This window comes from Mycobacterium colombiense, assembly GCF_001665835.1.
In the GTDB taxonomy this organism is placed as follows: Bacteria; Actinomycetota; Actinomycetes; order Mycobacteriales; family Mycobacteriaceae; genus Mycobacterium; species Mycobacterium colombiense_A.
Window position 1 is genome coordinate 1 of the sequence record NZ_LZSX01000041.1, and the last position, 20,697, is coordinate 20,697.

The 20,697-nt window shown below is 68.8% G+C and carries 17 protein-coding genes; 8 read left to right on the forward strand and 9 right to left on the reverse strand.

Annotation, left to right across the window (positions count from 1 at the left end; all coding sequences use genetic code 11):
- Positions 1 to 204: 204 nt before the first annotated feature.
- On the forward strand, positions 205 to 1,224 hold the full coding sequence (locus tag A5760_RS10560) for an NADP-dependent oxidoreductase (protein ID WP_064880406.1): 1,020 nt from the start codon (positions 205 to 207) through the stop codon (positions 1,222 to 1,224).
- Here A5760_RS10560 and A5760_RS10565 read toward each other — a convergent pair.
- Positions 1,221 to 1,844, reverse strand: a complete 624-nt coding sequence (locus A5760_RS10565; protein ID WP_064880408.1) for a hypothetical protein — start codon at positions 1,842 to 1,844, stop codon at positions 1,221 to 1,223. The genes A5760_RS10560 and A5760_RS10565 overlap by 4 nt on opposite strands.
- A gap of 305 nt (positions 1,845 to 2,149) precedes the next feature.
- Between A5760_RS10565 and A5760_RS10570 the strand changes: the two genes are divergently transcribed.
- Positions 2,150 to 2,977, forward strand: coding sequence for a glycoside hydrolase family 16 protein (locus tag A5760_RS10570; RefSeq protein ID WP_064880409.1), 828 nt, complete (start codon positions 2,150 to 2,152; stop codon positions 2,975 to 2,977).
- Here the strand turns inward: A5760_RS10570 and A5760_RS10575 are convergent, their stop codons facing one another.
- A complete protein-coding gene (locus A5760_RS10575) occupies positions 2,978 to 4,498 on the reverse strand; it encodes a glycosyltransferase family 39 protein (protein ID WP_064880411.1) in 1,521 nt (506 codons plus the stop codon).
- A 153-nt stretch (positions 4,499 to 4,651) separates the two neighbouring features.
- Between A5760_RS10575 and A5760_RS10580 the strand changes: the two genes are divergently transcribed.
- From A5760_RS10580 to A5760_RS10590, 3 genes are all read left to right on the forward strand, one after another.
- Positions 4,652 to 4,957, forward strand: coding sequence for a hypothetical protein (locus tag A5760_RS10580; RefSeq protein ID WP_007768747.1), 306 nt, complete (start codon positions 4,652 to 4,654; stop codon positions 4,955 to 4,957).
- Positions 4,958 to 5,031: 74 nt separating this feature from the next.
- Positions 5,032 to 5,685 (forward strand): GAP family protein, encoded by a 654-nt coding sequence (locus A5760_RS10585; protein ID WP_196772056.1) that lies wholly within the window; start codon positions 5,032 to 5,034, stop codon positions 5,683 to 5,685.
- A 55-nt stretch (positions 5,686 to 5,740) separates the two neighbouring features.
- Positions 5,741 to 6,412 carry a GAP family protein gene (locus A5760_RS10590; protein WP_064880413.1) on the forward strand — a complete coding sequence of 224 codons (672 nt, stop codon included), beginning with the start codon at positions 5,741 to 5,743 and terminating at the stop codon, positions 6,410 to 6,412.
- On the opposite strand, the gene A5760_RS10595 is transcribed toward A5760_RS10590, so the two are convergent.
- Positions 6,400 to 7,173: a hypothetical protein gene (locus A5760_RS10595; protein ID WP_064880415.1), complete on the reverse strand. Its 774-nt coding sequence runs from the start codon at positions 7,171 to 7,173 to the stop codon at positions 6,400 to 6,402. The genes A5760_RS10590 and A5760_RS10595 overlap by 13 nt on opposite strands.
- Before the next feature lie 28 nt (positions 7,174 to 7,201).
- On the opposite strand from A5760_RS10595, the gene A5760_RS10600 reads away from it, so the two are divergent.
- Positions 7,202 to 8,701, forward strand: coding sequence for a bifunctional phosphatase PAP2/diacylglycerol kinase family protein (locus tag A5760_RS10600; protein WP_064880418.1), 1,500 nt, complete (start codon positions 7,202 to 7,204; stop codon positions 8,699 to 8,701).
- Here A5760_RS10600 and A5760_RS10605 read toward each other — a convergent pair.
- From A5760_RS10605 to A5760_RS10620, 4 genes are all read right to left on the reverse strand, one after another.
- A complete protein-coding gene (locus A5760_RS10605) occupies positions 8,646 to 10,088 on the reverse strand; it encodes a xylulokinase (RefSeq protein WP_064880419.1) in 1,443 nt (480 codons plus the stop codon). The two genes, A5760_RS10600 and A5760_RS10605, sit on opposite strands and share 56 nt — an antisense overlap.
- Positions 10,085 to 11,488, reverse strand: coding sequence for a mannitol dehydrogenase family protein (locus A5760_RS10610; protein ID WP_064880421.1), 1,404 nt, complete (start codon positions 11,486 to 11,488; stop codon positions 10,085 to 10,087). Before A5760_RS10610 ends, A5760_RS10605 begins: the two co-directional genes overlap by 4 nt.
- Before the next feature lie 50 nt (positions 11,489 to 11,538).
- On the reverse strand, positions 11,539 to 11,883 hold the full coding sequence (locus A5760_RS10615) for a DUF732 domain-containing protein (protein ID WP_064880423.1): 345 nt from the start codon (positions 11,881 to 11,883) through the stop codon (positions 11,539 to 11,541).
- 198 nt (positions 11,884 to 12,081) lie between these two features.
- Entirely contained in the window at positions 12,082 to 12,423 is a 342-nt protein-coding gene (locus A5760_RS10620; protein WP_064880425.1) for a DUF732 domain-containing protein, read from the reverse strand.
- Positions 12,424 to 12,936: 513 nt separating this feature from the next.
- Between A5760_RS10620 and A5760_RS10625 the strand changes: the two genes are divergently transcribed.
- Complete coding sequence (locus A5760_RS10625) at positions 12,937 to 13,473, forward strand: hypothetical protein (protein WP_064880427.1); 537 nt, start codon at positions 12,937 to 12,939, stop codon at positions 13,471 to 13,473.
- A 185-nt stretch (positions 13,474 to 13,658) separates the two neighbouring features.
- Here A5760_RS10625 and A5760_RS10630 read toward each other — a convergent pair whose 3' ends face one another.
- On the reverse strand, positions 13,659 to 14,474 hold the full coding sequence (locus A5760_RS10630; protein WP_064880429.1) for a L,D-transpeptidase: 816 nt from the start codon (positions 14,472 to 14,474) through the stop codon (positions 13,659 to 13,661).
- A 349-nt stretch (positions 14,475 to 14,823) separates the two neighbouring features.
- Here A5760_RS10630 and A5760_RS10635 point away from each other — a divergent pair, with 349 nt between their 5' ends.
- Positions 14,824 to 17,448 carry an ATP-binding cassette domain-containing protein gene (locus tag A5760_RS10635; protein ID WP_064880431.1) on the forward strand — a complete coding sequence of 875 codons (2,625 nt, stop codon included), beginning with the start codon at positions 14,824 to 14,826 and terminating at the stop codon, positions 17,446 to 17,448.
- A 4-nt stretch (positions 17,449 to 17,452) separates the two neighbouring features.
- On the opposite strand, the gene A5760_RS10640 is transcribed toward A5760_RS10635, so the two are convergent.
- Positions 17,453 to 20,629, reverse strand: coding sequence for a serine/threonine-protein kinase (locus A5760_RS10640; RefSeq protein ID WP_064880433.1), 3,177 nt, complete (start codon positions 20,627 to 20,629; stop codon positions 17,453 to 17,455).
- Positions 20,630 to 20,697: the final 68 nt, after the last annotated feature.

Genomic DNA, 20,697 nt, shown 5'->3' on the forward strand with positions numbered 1-20,697 from the left:
GATGTGTATAAGAGGCGGGCCCACCGGACCGGGCGGATAATTCTGCCCGGCGGGCTGCGAACTGCCCTGTTCTGACGCCCGGGCCGTCTCGGCGAGCGGGCGCTCGAGCTCCCGGATCCGGTCTTCCGGGTCTTCGTTTGCTGCCATGCATTGAATATGCCATTCGCTTCTGCGTTTCCGGCCCGTTCGGTAGTTTTTACGATCGTGCCCGATTTGCCGAATCGCCAGGTCCTGTTGCGCCGCCGCCCCTCCGGGCTTGTCCAGCCGGACGACACGGAAATGGTCACCACGCCCGCGCCCGAACCCGCCGACGGCGAGGCGCTGGTGCGGACCACCTACGTCGGCATCGACGCCGCCGCCCGCACCTGGCTGGACGACCAGCCCAGCTACCTCCCGCCGGTGCAGCTGGGCGAGGTCATCCGGGCGGCCGGGATCGGCGAGGTGGTCGCGTCGCGGTGCGACGCCTACGCCGTCGGCGACGTCGTCACCACACTGACCGGCTTCCAGGAATACGCGCTCATCCGCGACGACCTGTTCAGCACGCCGATCCCGGGCGAGGACGACCAGCTGGCCATCATGTCCGTCTACGGGCCGACCGGCGCCACCGCTTATTTCGGGATGACCGACATCGGCCGGCCGCAGGCCGGGGAAACCGTGGTGGTGTCGGCGGCCGCGGGGGCCACCGGCTCGGTCGCCGGGCAGATCGCCAAGATCGCCGGTGCCCGAGTGGTGGGCATCGCGGGCGGGCCGGAGAAATGCCGGGCGGTGGTGGAGGACTTCGGGTTCGACGCGTGCATCGACTACAAGAACGACGACATCGCGGCGGCGCTGAAAAAGCATTGCCCGCAACGCGTCGACGTCTACTTCGACAACGTGGGCGGCCCCATCCTCAACGCCGTGCTGGGCCGTCTGGCCGCCCGCGCGCGCGTCGTCCTGTGCGGCGTCATCTCGAGCTACCTCACCGGCGACCACCCCGGGCCGTCCAACTACGTGAACCTGCTGTCCAAGACCGCGCTGATGCAGGGGTTCAACGCGCTCGATCAGTGGGGCCGCTTCGACGAGGCGTTCGCCGCGCTACGCCAGTGGGAGGCCGAAGGCCGACTTCACCACCGGCAGACCATCTTTGAGGGCATCGAGTCCTGTGTCGATGCCCTCAACGGCCTGTTCACCGGCGTCAACGTCGGCAAGACCCTGGTCAGGCTCAGCGAACCGAGTCCCCGCTAGGCCTCGCCGAGAACCCGGTGCAGCGCCTTGCGCGCATCGGTCAGCGCCTCGAGCACCTTGGTCCGGGTCTCGGCGAGCTGCTGCTTCTGTTCGTCGGTGCCCGTCCATGCGATGGTGCGGGCCAACCCGGCGATCTCGAAGAACTCCTTGCGGATCTTGAGAACGTCGCCGAACTTGGCCGCCCGGCCCAGGAAGGCGTGCGCGGTCTCGCTGCTGATTCCGCGCCAGGCCAACAGGTTTCGGCCGAGCTCGGTCAGCGTCGCCACACCGCCGTCGACGGTGACCACGCCGCGGCCGGCGAGAATGCCGATCGCCAGCTCGGCCACGTCCTGCGGAGGCGTGAACGCGCCGCCGGTCGCGTCGGACACCCGCTGCACCACCTGCGCGGCGTCGGCCGGCCCGTCCAGCAGCAATGCCGCGGTGACGAAGGCCGCGCGCTTGAGGCCGTGACGACCCTTCTTGCCGAAGGGCGCGAAGCCCGGACCGCCCGCGCCCGGACCACCAAAGCCCGGACCACCAAAGCCCGGGCCACCGAAGCCCGGACCGCCGAAGCCCGGACCGCCAAAGCCCGGACCACCGAAACCGGGTCCACCGAAACCACCGAAGAATCCATGAGACATGGCTGTTTTCCTTTCTCAAAGCATCAACCTCCTTGATACCAGCGGTGCGGTGGATGTCAACGTGGTTGATGGTTGGTGTGGGAAATCCCAGGAAATGGGGCCCGCGGCTGCTATCGTCGCTTGCTTATGCCAGGGGGATGGCGACGACGGACCGGCGCGCGGGTCGTGACCGGGAATGCCGTGCGCGGGTCGCGACCGCGGGATGCGGGCCACCCCACCGCGTGGTTTCATAACACCGTTTGCGAGAGTTGCCTGGGGAGATCTCGCCGAGCTTGACGAGCCGGCTTTGAAGATTGGTGGTTTAGATGGATCGTCGCAGCATGATGTTGATGTCGGGCCTCGGCATGATCGGGGCTGCGATGCGCTTGCCGGGTGCCTGGGCCGCCCCAGCGGGCCCGTCGGTGCCGGCCGCGCCGTCGGCGGGAGGCGGCGGCTACATCTTCGCCGATGAGTTCGACGGCCCCGCGGGCTCGGCTCCCGACCCGGGCAAATGGACGGTGCAGACCTGGCAGGACGACGTCTTCCCGCCGGTCGCGGGGATCTACCGCGACGACCGCCGAAACGTGTTCCAGGATGGCAACTCCAATCTCGTCTTGCGTGCGACCCGGGAAGGGGACACCTACTACGGCGCCAAACTGCGGGGCAACTTCCGCAGCATGATCAACCAGACCTGGGAGGCGCGGATCAAGCTGGACTGCTTGGAGCCGGGCCTCTGGTCGTCGTTCTGGGGTGTCAACGAGGACCCGCTGCCGGACGGTGAGGTTGATCTTTTCGAGTGGTACGGCAACGGCTCGTGGCCCCCGGGAACGACGGTGCACGCCGCGTCGAACGGCAAAACCTGGGAGGGCAAGTCCATCCCCGGCATGGTCGACGGCGCCTGGCACACCTGGCGAATGCATTGGGGCGAGGAAGGATTTCAATTCGCCCGCGACGGGGCGCAGTACTTCAGCGTTCCGAACAAACCCATCCACGTCCACGGCGGCGCCCCCGACGACTTCCGGTGGCCGTTCAACAATCCCGGCTACTGGATGACACCCATGTTCACCCTGGCGGTCGGTGGGGTCGGCGCCGGAGATCCCGCCGCTGCCGGCCTCCCGGCGGACATGCTCGTCGACTGGATCCACATCTGGTGACTATCGCTCCGCTTTGAGCACCTGGACCAGGTTGAATTGCCAGCGCTCCACCAGCCGGAAGCCCAGGTCGTGCGGCACCGCGAAGGCGGTGCTCGCCCAATAGACCGGGCCGGGCGGCAGTGCCGGACCCTGCTCATGCGCCGGCTGGGACGGATCGGCCTGGGTGATGATCCAGACGACGCCGCACTGGCTCAACGGCCTGGCCACCACCTCGGGGATGAGATTGGTGTCGAACACGTCGTTGCGGTCGGTCGCCTTCTGCCACAGCGTGAGATCGATCAGCTTGCGATAGGCATCCGGGCGCGCCGCCAGCAGTGGGCGCATGGGCGCCGGCATGAACGTCACCGTGTCGTTCACCAGTAGGCAATCGCCCGGCGCGGCCTTCGCGGTGATCAGGTCGGCGACCTGACTGTAGTCCATACCGTACTTGGCGTACGGGTTACGTTGCACCCGAACGTAATTGGGCGCGGCGGCCACAGCGAAAAGGCCGACGATCGCCGTCGTCACCCATGGTTTGGCGGCCACCGCGCCACCGCAGATACCCAGGATCAGCGCCAGCGCCGGCGCGGTGAAACACAGGTAGCGCGGGGTGTAGATCGGATGAACCAGCGCCGAATACGCCACGATCGCGGCCGTCGGCGCGGCCATCCACCCCGTCGCGAGCACCAGCAGCCGGCGCTGCGAATCCGTCAGACGCGCGGACCCGCTGAGCCACAACACGATTGGCGCACCGATCAGCAACGCCGACAGCATGGCGAACGGCGGGCATCGTTCGAAGTACTGCTGCATCAGCACGTCTTCGATGGTGCGGTGGCCGATGGGTGCGACCCAACTGATCTGGTGCGCCTGCCCGGCAACCGTCATCAAAAACGGAATCAGCGCGCCCACGGCCGCGGCCGACGCAATCACGAAGCCCAGCAACGCCGTCCGGCTCCGGTGGAAGACGCCGATGAACACGGCGTACGCGGCCAGCAGCAGCGCGAGGTAGGCGTCCAGCACGATCGAGCAGGCCAACGCGATGGCATAGGACAGCCACAGCCATCCGGTGTCACGGCGCGCGGCGTAGACCAGCAGGACGGTCAGCCACACGGCGGCCATCATCGACATGGCATAGGGGCGGGCCTCGATGCCCGCCCATGTGCTCCGCGGCAGGATCGCGCAGAACGCCCCGGCGGCCACCGCGACGGTGCGGGACGAGAACTGCTTGCCCAGCACGACGACGCCGGCGGCGGCGCCGCCCACTGCCAGGGCGCTGGGCGCGCGCGACCAGAACTCGGTGGGCGGGAAAACCTGGAACCACCCGTGCATGAGCAGGTAATACAAGCCGTGGACGGCGTCGACGTTGCCCAGCATGTGCCACATCTGGGCCAGCGACCGGCTGTAGGCGGCCGAGATGGTCGCGGCCTCGTCGTACCAGAAGGAGGGCCGGGCGGCGCCGGCCATGCTCACCGCGGCGGCCACGATCGCGACGATCACCGGGTCCAGCGCGGCCGGTACCGCCGGTCGGCGACCTCCCAGCATGCCGCGGCGACGCCGTGTTGCCTCGGTGGTTCCGATGCTCACCGAACCGCCCGGAACGTCGCGGTTTGGCTGAACACACCGCTATGTTGCCAGAAGCGAACCGGGCCGCTCAGGGGGATCAACCGACCGCCTATTCGAACGTATGATCGATCAATGGGTCCGCTCGCGTCGATCGGGTACAACGGCCAACCGGTCCGGAGCCCGTTTCGGGTGGTGCGTCCGGCGGTCGCGGTGCTGGTCGATCTGACGGTGCTCTTCCCGCGCGAGCCGCACCGCTCGGGGCGGTATCAGCCCAACGGTCTGCAGCTGCACAAGGTCGTCGAGGGGTGGCTGAGTTGTTGGGCCCTGTGCGAGCAGGGCGACTGGTGGGGGCTGGTGACCTATCCGGTCGCGTATGGATCCAAGCGCAGGACCGTGACGCACTGGGTGCCCGCCTGGACGCTGCGCCGCAAAGGGTGACCGGTGCTGTCGACCGCTGCGTGAGCGGCACGCCAATGCGATGATTGCTGCCCGTGGACGCAAGTTGGGCCTCGGTGCTGAGCAAACTCGTCGCGTTGGCGGCGGTCATCGCGCTGTCACCGATCACGGTCATTCCCGCCGTGCTGGTGCTGCACGCGCCCCGGCCGCGCCCGGCCAGTCTCTCCTTTCTGGGCGGCTGGCTGCTGGGCCTGGTCGCCCTCACCGCCGCCTTCGTCAGCGGCTCGGAGTTGCTCAGTGGCTTCCACGCGACCCCGCCGAAATGGGCGTCGTGGGTGCGGCTCGCGCTCGGCCTGGCGCTCCTCGCGCTGGCGGCCTACCACTGGTTCACCCGGCATCGGCAGCGCAGCATGCCGCGCTGGATGCGTTCGTTCTCCACCCTCTCGCCGGTGCGCGCCGGGGTGATGGGGGCGGTGCTGGTGCCGGTGCGGCCCGAGGTGCTGATTCTGTGCGCGGCCGCCGGCCTGGCCGTCGGCAACAGCAGCCTGAGCGCGGGCGCTCAGGTGATCGCGGCCGCGATCTTCGTGGTGCTCGCCGCGTCGACGGTCGCCATCCCGATTTTGGCCTACGTCGGCGCCGGGAACCGCCTCGACAATGCCCTGGAACGTCTCAAGGCCTGGATGGAGGCGAACCACGACGCGATGATGGCCGTCATCCTGTTCCTGATCGGGTTGATAGTGCTCTACAACGGAATTCGCACGCTGGGCTGACGCGGTTCGGCGCGTTTCGGCGTCGCACCGACACGGCAATGGCAGGATGCCGCCCATGGCAGGAAGCTGGGGGACGGTGCTGACCGGGCTCGTTCCGCTTGGACTGGTCATCTCCCTCTCACCGCTCACCGTCATCCCGGCCGTGCTGGTGCTGCAGGCGCCGCGGCCGCGGCCGAGCAGCCTCGCGTTTCTGGGCGGCTGGGTGCTGAGCCTGGCCGCGCTGACGGCAATCTCCGTCGCAGCCTCCGGCCTGCTGGGCGGCCTGGACAAGGCGCCCCCGCGGTGGTCGTCGTGGCTGCGCGTGGTGCTGGGGTCCGCGCTGATCGTGTACGGCATCTACCGTTGGCTCAACCGGCACGGCCAGGCCGAATCCCCGGCCTGGATGCGCTCGTTCGCGAGCATCACCCCCGCGCGGGCGGGGATCACCGGGGCCGCGCTGGCCGTGGTGCGGCCGGATGTGTCGCTCATCTGCGTCCCCGCGGGACTGGGCATCGGCACCAGCGGGCTCGGCCTCGCCGGCGACTGGGTGGCGGCCGCGTTCTTCGTGGCCATCGCCGCCTCCAGCGTGGCGATCCCGATATTGGCCTACGTGGCGGCCGGCAGCCGCCTCGACGACACTCTGGCCAGGCTCAAGGACTGGATGGACCGCAACAACGGCGCCCTACTCGCGGCGGTCTTCGTGGTGATCGGTGCGATGGTGCTCTACCACGGGATTCACGCCCTATAGCCGCCGTCGGCCAGGCCCGCGTCCTCTTCGAGCCTGTTCACCGCGCCAAAGACCAACTCGCGGAACAACTCCCGGCCGTATCCGGCGAGCATGCCCAAATAGCCCCGGTCTGCCCATTGCGCGGCGTGCCGCTCCTCGTGGTGCAACACCCGGTCCAGGTCGAGCCGGCTCGCGCGCGGCGTGCCGCCGGCGTCGAGATACCAGGCATGCCCGGACGAGACGATCTGGCGAAGCTGCTCGCCGGGGTCGGCGATCCGGCCCGCGTTGACCATGAAGAGGTCACCCCAGGTGGTGCCGCCGCGCTGGCTGAACAGCCGCTGGATCCAGTTGCCGCCCAGGCCCATGAGCATGCCGTTGGGCGTGGTGACCAGCCGCCCCCCGTGGCGGTGCACGAAGGCGACGTCGCGGGTGTAGCTCCAGCGGTTTGCGTTCTGGCGGGCCATGATTCGCGTCACCTCGGCGGTGCCGTACGGGGTGACCGGAAAGTCGGTGGTCCGTCCGCCCGGCTTACCGTAGCCGGTGCCCGCGTTGAGGATGTAGGTCATCAGCGCGGCGGCCCTGGCCCGCGCGCCGTCGGCGTAGGGCGGGATCAGGAAGAACGATTTGCCGTGCGGGTCGCTGAACTCGGCCATGTTCGCGAGGACCCCGAAGCGCGTGGCGGTGACGTCGTGCCGGCGGGCGATCTCGGCGACGACGTGCGCGGCCACGCCGCGGCGTTCGGCGTTCTCCCGCCACCTCATGCAATAGCCCTGTGCGTCCATGTCTTCGGACCAATTTAGGGTGTAGCGAATGAACAGGGGGCCCTGGCAACGCGCGCGCGGCATCAAACAGATCACCCGGGGACTGGGCACGCTGGATCGGGAACTGTTCGACGCCATCGCCGAAACGGACACCCCGCTCCTGGACACGGTCATGCCGCCGCTGACCCGGGCGGCCGACCATTCCAAGCTGTGGGTGGGCCTCGGCGCGGCGCTGCTGGCCACCGGCAGGCAGAGCGCGCAGCGCGGCGCGACCCGCGGGCTGGTGACGCTGGCCGCCACCAGCCTGGTCACCAACCAGGTCGCCAAGCGGATCCGCCGGCGGCCGCGCCCCGGCTACGACCTGGTGCCCTTGGTCAGGCAGGTCCGCCGGCGCCCGACGTCGAACTCGCTGCCGTCCGGACACTCCGCGAGCGCGGCCGCGTTCGCCATCGGGGTCGGGCTGGAGAACCCGCCGCTGGGCTTCGGGCTGGCGCTGCTGGCCGGGCTGGTCGGTCTGTCGCGGGTGGTGACCGGCGCGCATTACCCGGGTGACGTCATCGCCGGATTCGGCATCGGCTCCGGCTTGGCCGTGCTGGGCGGCCGGCTCGTCCCGCCGATCGCCGAAACCGCGCTTCCGCGAACGGAACCGCTGCGCGTCGCCGCGCCGCAGCGGCCCGACGGCTCTGGCGTGGTCCTGGTCATCAACCCGGAGTCGGGCAGCGGCACCGGGGCCCGGGTGGTCGACGCGGTGCGCGCCGAGCTGCCGAAGGTGGACATCCGCGAACTGGGCCCCGACGACGATCCGGTGCAGGTGCTGCGCAACGCGGCCGAATGCGCCGAGGTGCTGGCGGTGGGCGGCGGTGACGGCACCGTCGCGGCCGCCGCCGGGGTGGCCATCGACGCGGGGCTTCCCCTGGCGGTGTTTCCCGCCGGGACGTTCAACCACTTCGCCAAGGACATCGGCTGTGACAGCGTGGCCAAGACGGTCGACGCGATCCGGCGCGGCCACGTGGCATGCGTGGACCTGGTGTGCCTCAACGATTCTCAGATGGTCCTCAACACCGCCAGCATCGGCGCCTACCCGACCTTCGTGCAGCAGCGCGAAAAGCTGGAGAAGCGCATCGGCAAGCTGCTGGCCGGCCTCTACGCAATGCTGCACACGCTGCGCAAGGACCAGCCCGTGCGCATCCGCTACGACAACAAGACCCTGCTGACATCGCTGTTCTTCCTGGGCAATTCGCTGTACCTGCCGACCGGGTTCGCGCCGGCGCGCCGGACCCGGATGGACGACGGCCTGATCGATGTGCGCATCCTCGAGACCGGCCGCCCCTGGGCCAGGACCAGGATCCTGACCGCGCTGGCCCTGGGCCGGCTGGAGCGTAGCCCGCTCTACCACGAGTTGCAGGTGCCGGAATTCAGCTTCAGCGCCGTCGACGGCCCCACGGTCGTCGCTTGTGACGGCGAGGTCGGCGATGAATACGACAAGGCCAGCTTCAGCGCGAAATACCGTGTCCTTTCGGTGTTTCGACCGCTTCCCGATGGCCAGTGACCCCTTCGGTGAGGTCGCGCACCCGCGCGTAGTGCGCGGGCACCTCGGGTGCGGGGTCGGCGGTGTATTCGTCTGTGGGTGGCGGATTCCACGCGGGCGGCCGGGGCGAGCCGCTCAACGCCCACGCCGCCTGCCGCGCCGCGCCCAGCGCGACGTACTGTGCCGGGCTGGGTGCCAGCACCGGCATGCCGAACACCGTGGGCGCGATGGCGCGCAGCGCCCGGGATTGCGCGCCGCCGCCGACCAGCAGGATGCGCCGCGCGACGACGCCGTGCGCGGCCAGGTGCGCGACGCCGTCGGCGAGCGAGCACAGCAGTCCCTCCACGGTGGCGCGGGCCAGGTTGGCTGGGGTCGCATTGCCTACGCGCAGGCCGTGCAGTGCACCGGTTGCATTGGGCCGGTTGGGGGTTCGCTCACCCTCCAGGTAGGGGACCAGCACCAGCCCCGCGCTGCCCGGCGGCGCCGACAGCGCGAGCCGGGACAGCTCGTCCTGGTCGACTTGCAGCATGGCGGCGGCGGCCTCCAGCACCCGCGCACCGTTGAGGGTGCACACCAGCGGCAGATAGCGGCCGGTGCCGTCGGCGAATCCGGCGACGAACCCCGCATCGTCGCGGACCGGGTCCGCGGTGACGGCGGCCACCACCCCCGAGGTCCCGATCGAGACGATCAGGTCGCCCTCTTCGGCGCCCAGGCCCAGCGCTGCTGCCGCGTTATCCCCGAGGCCGGCGCCGAATATCCTTGTGCCGCTGACGGTTCGGCCCGCCGGGCTCAGTACGGTCGGCAGTTGGGGCCGGCGGCCGCGCAGCGCCAGTTCCACCAGATCGAAACGGTAAGCGCCCGTTGCGGCGTCGTAGTAGCCGGTGCCGCTGGCGTCGCTGCGGTCGGTGGTCAGCGCCGCGATGTCCGTCTCGCCGCGCAGCCGCCAGGTCAGCCAATCGTGGGGCAGGCCGACCGCCGCGGTGCGGTCGGCGTGCTGTGGCTCGTGGTCGGCCAGCCAGCGCAATTTCGCCACCGTGATCGCGGCCAGCGGCACCACGCCGACGGCCCGGGCCCAGCCCCGCGCACCACCCAGCTCGTCGACGAGTGCGCGCGCGGCCTCGGCCGATCGCACGTCGTTCCACAGCAGCGCGGGGCGCACCACCTGTCCGGCTCCGTCCAGGCACACCATTCCGTGCTGCTGGGCGCCGACCGAGATCGCGTCGACGCCGTCCAGCCCGCCCGCCTTCGCGATCGCTTCTCGAGCGGCGGTTTCCCATGCCGCCGGGTCGATTTCGGTGCCGGCCGGGTGACCGGCGTGTCCCTCGCGGACCACCCGGCCGGTGGCGGCGTCGCACACCAGCACCTTGCAGGACTGTGTCGACGAATCGATGCCGGCGACCAGGGTCATCGTGCGTCGGCCCCGAGCAGCGCCCGCAGCGTGGCGCGCGCGCCGTTTCGGTGCAGCGAGTCCAGCGCCCACAGATAGGCCTCGCGGAAACGCTCGTGGTCGACGAGGTCGCCGAATACGGAACGGTTGGCCAGGAACGCTACCGGGTCGTCGCGTTGCGAGCGGGCGATCGGGACCAGGCTGTCGGCGAACCGGTCCACCACCTCGATCGGTTGGCCCTCTTCGTCGACGCCCTCGGCGTAGCGTGCCCAGCTCGCGACGATCGCTGCGGACAGCCGCACTGGGCCGCCAGAGCGCAGATTGTCGCGCACCACGGGCAACAACCACTTCGGGATGCGGTCCGAGGATTCGGCGCACAGCCTGGCCACGGTGTCGCGGATGTAGGCGTTGGCGAAGCGAGGCAGCAGCCCGCCCCGGAATTCGTCCAGCCCCGGGACGCGCTGCAGCGTCGGTGTGGCCTCCGAATCCATATAGCGGGCAAGGAATTCGGCGATCAACGGATCGCCGGCGGCGTCGTGCACCAGCCGGTACCCGCAGAGGTAGGCGAAATAGCACAGGCCCTGATGCCCGGCGTTGAGCAACCGCAACTTCATCGCCTCGTAGGGCGCCACGTCGTCGACGAGTTGCACCCCGGCTTGATCCAGCGGTGGTCGCCCGTCGGCGAAGTTGTCCTCGACCACCCACATGGCGAAGGGTTCCGCGATCACGGGCCAGGCGTCGGCGACCCCGAATTCGGAATCCAGCCGCGTCAGCACGTCGGGCGTGGTCACCGGTGTAATCCGGTCAACCATCGAATTGGGGAAGGTGGTCTTCTCACGCATCCATTGCGCGAGTTCGGGATTGATTCGCTCGGCGTACGACGTGAACACGCGTCGTGCCACGTCTCCGTTCCCGGCGATGTTGTCGCAGGAGACGATCGTGGGGGAGGGCAGGTCGCGCTCGCGCCGCCGGTCACACGCCTCGGTCACCAACCCGAACACCGCGCTCAGCGGTGGCTGATAACCGCCCTCGGTGATGGTGAGCGAGATGATCCGGGTGGCCGGATCGGCCAGCAGCTCGATCACCGATTCGGGATCGTCAGGCGCATAACGGTAATCGACGATGGAGCCGATGACCCGCGGTTGCCGGGTGCCGTCGGGGTGCTCGAGGATCAGCGTGTAGAGGTGGTCCTGGCCGCGCAGCGCGTCGCGCATGCGCTCATCGCCCGGCAGTACGCCGATGCCGCAGATGCCGAACTCGCGGGCGAACCCTTCGCTGAGCAACCGGTCGATGTACATGGCCTGGTGCGATCGGTGGAAACCACCGACACCGAAATGCGCTATGCCGATGCCGATTTGGCCGCGGTCATACTTCGGGACCGGGATCGCGAGGCCGGCCAGGTTCCGTGCGTTCAGCTTCACTCGAGTGTCACCTTAGCGCGGACCGCGCAGCGCGGAGGGTTAATTCGCCGTCAGGCGTTGGGGCACAGATCGCGCAGGGCGAAGATCACCACGTCTGCGGCCTGTCGGCCGTTGATGCCGCCGGTGCCCTGATCGGCGTCCGAGCGTTGCACCGCCAGATTCTCGAGCTGCTGGGGTGACGCGCCCCAGGAAAGCTGCTGGCATAGGTCCGCACCCATTTGCAGCAACTCCGGGTCGCCGCCGTTGACGGCGTGGATACCGGCGTTGTGCAGGTCGTTGACAAAGGCGGCCTGGTCGGCCCGCGCCGGGCCCGCGCAGAGGACCCCGGCGAGCAAAAGTGGTCCACTTGCCAGCGCCGCGCCCATCAACCGGCCATAAAGCCTGCGTGCCGCCATCCAACCGTCTCCTTTGTCTGTGCCCGATGCGGATGATGCACTTTGACACAAAAGTACGAAGACCCGCTGCGCAAACAATTCGGCAGAGTGAACAGTCGGCAAAGAACGGTCGGCGGACGCGCCATCACCGGCGTACCGGCGCGCGGCCAACCCGGACCGCGCCGTCAGAACAGCGAACTGCGAAAGGTCAGATGGGCGCTAGGCGCCCGGGCACAGATCGCGCTGGGCGTAACCGACGATGTCGTTGGCCTGCTGGGGACTGAGCCCGCCAGAGCCCTGTCGATCGTCGGAACGCTGCAGCGCCAAACCCTCGAGCTGCGCGGGAGGCGCGCCCCAAGACAGCTGCTGGCAGACGTTCAGGCCCGCCTGCAACAGCGCCTCGTCACCACCGGTGACGGCGTGAACCCCGTCCCTGTGCATGTCGTTGAGGAAACCGGCGGCGTCGGCCTGCGCTGGGCCGGCCCAGACGAGGCCGGCGAGAAGTGGGCCGCCGAGCAGGGCAGAACCGATGAACCCGGTGGCGAGACGACGTGGTGACATAGCCCCTTCTCCTCTTGACGTCAACAGTTGTAATCTCGATGTTAACTTCTACGTAACCTAAACAACAGTCACTGTTCACCAACAGTTCCCTGTGAATGACCTGCGGAAAAATAAAATCCGTGAGATTGAAAGTCGGTTCCGGCAGCCGTGGACCCGCGAGCCGTAGTGGCGTTTCCCCGTTCTGATGTCAGGAGCGTTTGCCGGGCGGACGAGGAGAGCCGGCATCGAGCTGGGTCTCCACCCTGTGATCGGCGTTCGCCCGCACCACATTCCGGCCCGAATCGATCAGTAAGCCTAGGGCGCAAGCGCATTCGTGCAGGTCGATCGGCATCCGCCGGCGGTGTTCCGATTCGTGACACCGTTGTGACGTCACCATTTGGAAACGGCGCGGTGCGGCGTGGCGCGTGTCGCGTGTCGCCTGCTGACAATTGGCGCGGTCGTGAAAGCGGCCTCGGTACGGCTAGGCGGGCCTGCTGCACCAAATGGGAAATGGCTGAGCGTGATAAAGGAGAGTTGGCGCTGATGGCGATCGTCGATCGGTTCAACATCAAAGTAGTTGCCGGCGCTGGATTGTGCGGAGCTGCTATCGCGTTGAGCCCCCACGCGGCGGCCGCCCCGCTGATTACGGGCGGCCACGCGTGCATCGAGGGGCAGTCGGGCGAGGTGGCACCCGCCGCGGGCGGGCCGGGTGCAGCCGCCGGCACCGTGGCCGCGGGCGCGCCGGCCGCCGGGGGCATGTGCGCGGCGCCAATGACTGATATGTCCGGTGTGCCAATGGCTGTGCCGGGACCGCTGCCGATCGGTGCGCCGCTGCCGATCGTGCCGCCGTTGCCCCTCGCACCGCCGGTGCCCCTGGTGCCTCCGGTGCCGGTGGTTCCGGCCGGTGCACCGCTGATTGCCCTTGGTGGGCCACTGGCCGGTGCTCCTTTGGAGGCGGCCGCGCCGATCATTGACATGTCCGGGGTGAAAGACGCGCCGACCGGTCCGGCTCCCACCGGCGGGCCGGTGGACGGTAAGCCGGTTCGTCCCGGTCCCTCGGGCGCGAGCTGAGACCCAATTGATTTCCAGTGAACGGGCCGGGCCCGCTGGTGTATCACCAGCGGGCCCGTTTCGTTGTTGGCCATCGGCGGCAACCCTGCGATAACCCCAGTGGCGCTGAGAGACCCACGCCGTCAAGACGATTGAAGCTCCGCACCCGCCTTGCGCCTGGGTGCGGAGCTTCGTGAAATGCGGGACTACTCCTGGACGATCACCGGGTCGCCGACGTGGACGTGGTCGTAGTACCACTCGGCGTCGTCGGGGCTCAGGCTGATGCAGCCGTGGCTGACGTTCTCCAGCCCCAAAGCGGGGACGGCCCACGGAGCCGAATGCACGAACAGCCCGCGGCCGGTGATACGGACCGCGTAATTGACCGTCAGCAGGTAACCGTTGGGGTCGTCGACCGGGATGCCGACGCTGCTCGAATCCATCGTCACCGCTTCCTCTTTGGACAGGACGGTGTACGAGCCGACGGGCGTCGGGTATTCCGGCCTACCCAGCGACGCGGGCATCACGCCCTGCTCGCCGAAGTGCGGCCGGTGGTGTGGCGCCGGCAGTGAGGTCGGCGGTCCGGCTTCCGCACCGTCGATGCTCACGGTGAAGGTGTGTTCGGAGACGCTGGCCACGCCGATCACGGCAGGACCCGTTTTGATCTCCGCGGCCGCGCCGCCCACCGTCAACGCAATTGTGCTGTGCGCCGGCCAGTATCGGTCTGGAACCCACTGGACAACCTTGTTGTCGAGCCATTCGAACTTGCCGGTCATCGCGGGCGTCGATTTGACGTCAACGGCACGTTCGGCCGCCCGCCGGCCGGCTGAGTTGGTAATGGGCGCAGTGAATTTCACCTGGATGGGGTGCGCCACCCCGACCACTTCGTCGCGGCCCGGGGAAATCGACGCTATCGCGAATCCATGCGACTGGTTAGCCGCCGCAAAGCTCACGCCGGCCGGCGTCACGACGACACTCGCAGCGGCCCCAATCACCGCAAGAACACACCGAACACCCGTCCGCATGGCTCCAATTCCTTTTAACTGACATAGTTGTAATAGGGATGATAAATGCGCGCTGACCTGCGGAAGCGTAAGGGCGCGTTGATATTTGGTCACGCGGCGGTCACGATTTGATCAAGGGGGTTTAGTGAGGGCCTCTGATCGTGGTGCCGTGACCAGGTGCATAGGAACCCCGATGAATACGCCAGTCTGACGGGCCGGGTGAAGTGAATCGCGATCGTGTTGTGACCGGGCCGTGACCCCGCCGGCCTCGAACACTTCTCCGGCGTGGCCCAGCAAATGCGATCGCGGGCGACGGACCAATATGGCGAAACCGCTGGCGTTTGCTGACGACGGGTCGAATACTGAGTGGATGAGCAGGCCCGCATCGCCCGTGCTTACGGTTCAATCCAACTGGTCACGGCGCAGTTTTGCCGCTGGCAACGATGTCGTCGTGGGCAGTGACCTGCGTGCCGACATGCGCGTAGCCCATCCGCTGATCTCCCGCTCGCACCTGCTGCTGCGTTTCGACCGGGGCAAATGGATAGCAATCGACAACGGATCGCCGACGGGGATGTTCGTCAACGGTGGCCGGGTCGCTGTCGTCGATATCCGCGACGGCCAGAGCATCAACGTCGGCAGCCCCGATGGGCCGCGGTTGAGTTTCCTGATCGGACGTGACGACAGGGCGGTGGGCCAGCTGCCGCCGACGGTCGAGGGGATGCAGGCCATCGCGCGCCCCGGCGTCCCGCGGCCGTCTCGTCCGGACCACCCAAAGCAGGCCAACGGCTCGCCGCCCCGCATCGCGCGACCGCAACCCCCGCCGCCGCGTTACACCCCTGCCGGCCCGCCGCCACCGTCACCGCAGCCGGCCGGCGGCCCGCGCCGGGCCGTCGGCTATCCCAGCCCACCGTCGCCGCCCCGCCGTCCCCAACCGGCACCGCCGCCCGAAAGGCCTGCCTGGTCGGCGGCAAAAGGCCAGCCGCTGACCGAGATCGGCGCCGAAGCACTCGAAGCCGCGCAGTTCGACAGCACCAACCTGCGGCGCGCGGTGCAGCGCTCTCGGTCGGGCCTCGCGGCGGCGCCCACGGGAGCGACCGTGATCGGCCGTGCCGAAGACAGCGACGTCGTCATCTCGGACGTCTTGGCGTCGCGCCACCACGCCTACCTGGTTCCCGGCCCGGCCGGCACGGAGATCCACGACGCGCACAGCATCAACGGGACTTTCGTCAACGGGACGCGAATCTTGTCGGCGCCGCTGACCGAGGGCGACGTGATCACGATCGGCAACGTCGACCTGGTGTTCAACGGTGAAATCCTGCTTCGCCGTGCCGAAGCTGCAACCCGCACCGGAGGGCTGGAGGTGCGCGAGGTCGACTTCGAAATCGACAGCAAACGGCTGATCCAGAAGGTCTCGCTGACCGCCAGGCCAGGCACGCTGACCGCCCTGATCGGTGGGTCCGGCGCCGGGAAGAGCACGCTGTCCCGGCTGATCGCCGGGGCCACCTGCCCCAGTTCCGGTTCAATCACCTTCGAGGGGCACGACATTCACGCCAGCTTCGCCTCGCTGCGGAGCCGGATCGGGATGGTGCCCCAGGACGACGTCGTGCATCGCCAGCTGACGGTGAGCCAGGCGCTGAGCTACGCGGCCGAGCTGCGGCTGCCGCCCGATACCAGCAAGCAAGACCGCGCGCAGGTCGTCGCGCAGGTGATCGAGGAACTCGGGCTGACCAAGCACGCCGATACCCGGGTGGACAAGCTGTCCGGTGGACAGCGCAAGCGCGCGTCGGTGGCACTCGAGCTGCTCACCGGACCGTCGCTGCTGATCCTCGACGAGCCGACCTCGGGCCTGGATCCGGCGCTGGACCTGCAAGTCATGACGATGTTGCGGCAGTTGGCCGACGCCGGTCGGGTGGTGCTGGTGGTGACGCACTCGCTGAGCTACCTCGATCTCTGCGACCAGGTGCTGCTGATGGCGCCCGGCGGCAAGACGGCCTACTGTGGCCCGCCCGGCGAAATCGAAGCGACGATGGGAACCACCAACTGGGCCAAGATCTTTGGCATGGTGGGTGCGGACCCCGACGAAGCCAACCGTCGATTCCTGGCCCAGCTCAAACCACCGCCGGCCGGAGCCGAGGCGGAGAAGCCGGCCGATCTGGGCGCTCCGGCGCGCTCCAACACGCGTCGCCAGTTCGCCACGATCGCGCGCCGCCAGATCCGGCTGATCGTGGCCGACCGTGCCTACTTCGTATTCCTGGCGGTGCTGCCGTTTGTGATGGGCGCGCTGTCGCTGACCGTTCCGGGCTCGACGGGATTCCGTGTCGCCGATCCGAACGGCGACGGCTCCGACGAACCCGGCTCGGTCTTGATGTTGCTCACCATGGCCGCCGTCTTCATGGGCACCGCGCTGACGATCCGCGACCTCATCGGCGAGCGCTCCATCTTCCGCCGGGAACAGGCGGTCGGCCTGTCCACCAAGGCGTATCTGCTCGCGAAGATGGCCGTGTTCTTCGTCTTCGCCGTCATTCAGTCGGCGATCGCGACGACCATCACGATCCTGGGGAAGGGAGCCCCGACGCGGCCGGCGCTGCTGCTCGGCAGCGCCACGCTCGAGCTGTACGTCGCCACCGCCGCGATGTGCGTCGCCGCGGCGATGGTCGGCCTGGTCCTGTCCTCCCTCGCTCGCTCCAACGAGCAGATCATGCCGCTGCTGGTGGTTTCGCTCATGCTGCAGTTGGTGCTCTGCGGCGGGATGGTCCCCGTCACCAACCGCATCGGTCTCGACCAGATGTCGTGGGCGGTGCCCTCGCGTTGGGGCTATGCGGCGCAGGCCTCGACCGTCGACTTGTGGACGATCGAGCCCGGGCCCCTCGCCCCGAAGGACAGCCACTTCAAGCACACGGCGAAAACCTGGCTGTTCGATGTGGGCATGCTCGCGTTGTTGACGGTCGTGTACGCGGGATTCGTCGGGTGGCGCAGCCGGCTGAAGCGGCATTGATCCGCTAGATGAAGTCCAAGGCCTCGACCGTGGCGACAGGACCCTCGTGGGTGGGCCGGTTCGCGCCGCCGATGCAGTAGACGGTGTTGCCCACCGCCGCGACCACCGCGGCGTGGCGCGGGGTTGGCATGGGGCGCAACGTCGTCCACGTTCCGTCGGCGATGTCGTACATCTCGGCCACCCCCACCACCTGGGTCGGTTCCTCACCACCGACCGCCACAATTCGGCCATCGATGAACGCGGCGCCGTAGCTGCCGCGAGGGGTAGGCATGTCGACCAACTTCGTCCACGTCCCGGACTGCGGGTCGAACCGTTCGAACGCCGCGGAGTTCTTGTCGGCCGACAGGAACCTCCCGCCGACTGCGTACACATAGCTGCCGTCGGACGCCGCGGCCAGATGCTCACGCGGGGTGGGCAGGTTGGCCGCGTCGTGCCACGCGTTGCCGTCGAAGATCTCGGTCTGCGGGACGAGCTGCTTGGCGTTCTGCCCGCCGACGATCACGAGTTTGTCACCGACCACAGCGGCCGCCAGCGCGGCGCGGGCGTGGATGAGGTTGGGCAACTCGACCCACTTGCCGCCGCGCAACGCGAACACCTTGGCCGACGCCTGGGTGAGGTCGCTGCTGGCGCCCCCGAGCACCACCACCTCGCCGCGATAGGTCGCCGCCGCGGCGTGGTGCAGCGGGATCGGCAATGCGGGTTGCGGTTGCCAGACGCCGGTCCGCGGGTCATAGCTTTCGACCGTCTGCAGCGCGGCTCCGTCGCGCAGGCCGCCCATGATCCAGATCTTGTCGTCGAGCACGGTCCATGCGGTCATCAACCGCGCCGTCGGCGCGTCCGGCAGGGAACGCCACTGCGCGGCCGGCTGCGTTCGGCGCGCCGGTAGTTGCAGCGCCTCCGCCGACGAGGTCGCCTGGCCGTCGCCGACATCACTGGACCCGCCGATTGAGTACACGGCCTGCCCAATCGCGTCGACCGCCATGCCATGCCGCGCTATCGCCATGTCCGGCAAGCCCGCCCACGTGTTCGTCGTCAGATCGAGCACCGACACGCTCTTGAGGACCTGGCCCGCCGACTGCCCCCCGACGGCGACCAGGCGCCGGTCGGCCAGTGCCACGCCGAGGTCGCCGCGCGGCTGGGGAAGGTCGGGCAACCGCGTCCAGCTTTTCGTGGCAGGGTCATACGCCTCGACCGTCGCCAGGTCGGTGGGCCCGTTGTTGCCGCCCACCGTGTACACCACCTTCCCGTCCGACGCCGCGGCCAGCATCTGCCGGGGGGTCGGTATCGGGGTTCCGAGGGTCCAGGAATTGCCGTCGAAGATCTCGACGGTGTTCAGCAGCGCGCCGTTCGAGTCGACGCCGCCCGCGACGATGATGCGCCCACCCACCACCGCCGCCGCCGCTGCCGCGCGGGGCTGCAGCAGATGGGGCAGCTCCACCCAGTGGCTGTTGACCACGCGCCAAACCTGGTCGCTGGCAACCTTTTGCGGGCCCACCGCGCGCCAGCCCCCGAGCACGATCGGGTTTCCCTGCCACGTCACCGCCATTGCGTGCTGAACCGGGACCGGGAGGTCGTCACCGCTTTTCCAGCTGTCGATGATCGGGTCATAGCCCTCGTGGTTTGCGACGAGTGCGCGGTTGCTGCCCATTCCGCCGAAGATCCAGATCGTGCCGTCGGCTTGCGTGGTTGCCGCCGCCTGGCGCGCGATGCGGGCGTTCGTGATCGGCTGCCACCTCACCGTTGCCTGGGTGTTCGGTTGATTCGAAGCGGCGCTGTGCTGCCTGCTGCCCTGGGTCAGCAGTACATAGACACCGGTGCCCAGCACCAGCACGGCCACGACGATCCCCACCGCGATCAACGCCGCCACGACGCGGTTGGGCTTCTTCCCCGACGGGCTCAACCACGCCACCGCTCCGGTGGCCGGCCCGCGGCGTGCGGCCGCAGGCGGGTCGGAAGGGTTCGACGGCGCGATCGCGTCGGTGACGCTGGTGTGCTGGGCGATCGCTTGGGTCGGGTCAGATGTGTTGGGGGTAGCCGGGATTGGCCCGCGTCGGCCGGAGTTTCGCGAACCGGCGGGCCGGGACGGCGGCGAGACCGTTCGACGATCGTTCAGCGGACTGATCAGCGAGGTGGCGCTGTCCGAGTCGGCACCGCGTGGGCCCGGTTTGGCGATCCTGGGCGGTCGCGGGGTCGCTGCGCCCGCCTTCCCGCCGCGTCCGCCCGGCGACAGGGTCCGCGCCTGCGACGGACCCGCCGGGGCGCCCACCGTCCGCGCCGAACCGGCGGTGATGGCCATCGCGTCGGCTTTCAAGCCGTTGCGGCGCTGGCTTTCCTGCAACCCGCGGCCGAAATCCGCCGCGGACGCCGGCCTTTCAGCCGAGTCGGGCGCCATCGCCATCTCGATGGCCGAGCACACCGCATCCGGGATTCCGCTGTGGCGCAGGTCGGGGACCGGCGTGCTGTTGATCCTTGTGTAGTGCGCCAGCAGGTCGTCGCTGCCGCGGCGCTCGTACGCGGCGTTGCCGGCAATGAGCGCATAGATCGTTGCGCCGAGCGAATAGACATCGCTGCCGACCGTCGCGGGATCGCCTGTCATCACCTCCGGCGCCAGGTAATCGATTGTGCCGGAGAACAATCCGGCCGCCGTCTCGTACCCGCCGGGGACGTGGGCGGTCCCGAAGTCGGTCAGTTGCGGTTCGCCGTAGTCGTTGACGAGGACGTTCGCCGGCTTGATATCGCGGTGCAGGGTGCCGCTGAGGTGCGCGGTTTCCAGCGCCCCGCACAACTTCACGCCGATCCGCACGGCTTCCGGCCAGGCGATCGGGCCCTCCCGCTGCACGCGCAGCCCCAGCGAACCCGCGGGGCAATACGACATCACGATGTACGGGCGGCCCCCCGCGGTCAGGCCGACCCGCAGGATATTGACGATGTTCGGGTGCCCCGAGAGTCCGCCCATCGCGTAGCCCTCACGGAGAAAGCGCTCCCGGCCCGCGTCGTCGATGAACGTCGGTAGCACCTTGACCGCCACGTTTCGACCCAAGGCGGTCTCGCGACAGCAGTACACCACTCCGGCGGCGCCTCGGGCGATTTGGCGCGCATTGTCGAAACCGGCAGCGGCTAACTCCGCCACGATCTCGCTCGGTCCCGGCGCCCCGCCGCGAGCCTTGGGTCTTTCAGCCATTACCTGGCCCCAACTTCCCAGGCGACGTATCAATCGGGGTCAAGCGTAGCGAACATCGGGCCGCCGTC

What these genes read in the sequence shown, in the direction of transcription:
- A5760_RS10620 (WP_064880425.1), bottom strand. Translation starts at nt 12,423, where the DNA reads ATGTCACCACGTCGTCTCGCCACCGGGTTCATCGGTTCTGCCCTGCTC.
- A5760_RS10565 (WP_064880408.1), bottom strand. Translation starts at nt 1,844, where the DNA reads ATGTCTCATGGATTCTTCGGTGGTTTCGGTGGACCCGGTTTCGGTGGT.
- A5760_RS10570 (WP_064880409.1), top strand. Translation starts at nt 2,150, where the DNA reads ATGGATCGTCGCAGCATGATGTTGATGTCGGGCCTCGGCATGATCGGG.
- A5760_RS10590 (WP_064880413.1), top strand. Translation starts at nt 5,741, where the DNA reads ATGGCAGGAAGCTGGGGGACGGTGCTGACCGGGCTCGTTCCGCTTGGA.
- A5760_RS10630 (WP_064880429.1), bottom strand. Translation starts at nt 14,474, where the DNA reads ATGCGGACGGGTGTTCGGTGTGTTCTTGCGGTGATTGGGGCCGCTGCG.
- A5760_RS10580 (WP_007768747.1), top strand. Translation starts at nt 4,652, where the DNA reads ATGGGTCCGCTCGCGTCGATCGGGTACAACGGCCAACCGGTCCGGAGC.
- A5760_RS10595 (WP_064880415.1), bottom strand. Translation starts at nt 7,173, where the DNA reads ATGGACGCACAGGGCTATTGCATGAGGTGGCGGGAGAACGCCGAACGC.
- A5760_RS10615 (WP_064880423.1), bottom strand. Translation starts at nt 11,883, where the DNA reads ATGGCGGCACGCAGGCTTTATGGCCGGTTGATGGGCGCGGCGCTGGCA.
- A5760_RS10640 (WP_064880433.1), bottom strand. Translation starts at nt 20,629, where the DNA reads ATGGCTGAAAGACCCAAGGCTCGCGGCGGGGCGCCGGGACCGAGCGAG.
- A5760_RS10575 (WP_064880411.1), bottom strand. Translation starts at nt 4,498, where the DNA reads ATGCTGGGAGGTCGCCGACCGGCGGTACCGGCCGCGCTGGACCCGGTG.
- A5760_RS10605 (WP_064880419.1), bottom strand. Translation starts at nt 10,088, where the DNA reads ATGACCCTGGTCGCCGGCATCGATTCGTCGACACAGTCCTGCAAGGTG.
- A5760_RS10635 (WP_064880431.1), top strand. Translation starts at nt 14,824, where the DNA reads ATGAGCAGGCCCGCATCGCCCGTGCTTACGGTTCAATCCAACTGGTCA.
- A5760_RS10600 (WP_064880418.1), top strand. Translation starts at nt 7,202, where the DNA reads ATGAACAGGGGGCCCTGGCAACGCGCGCGCGGCATCAAACAGATCACC.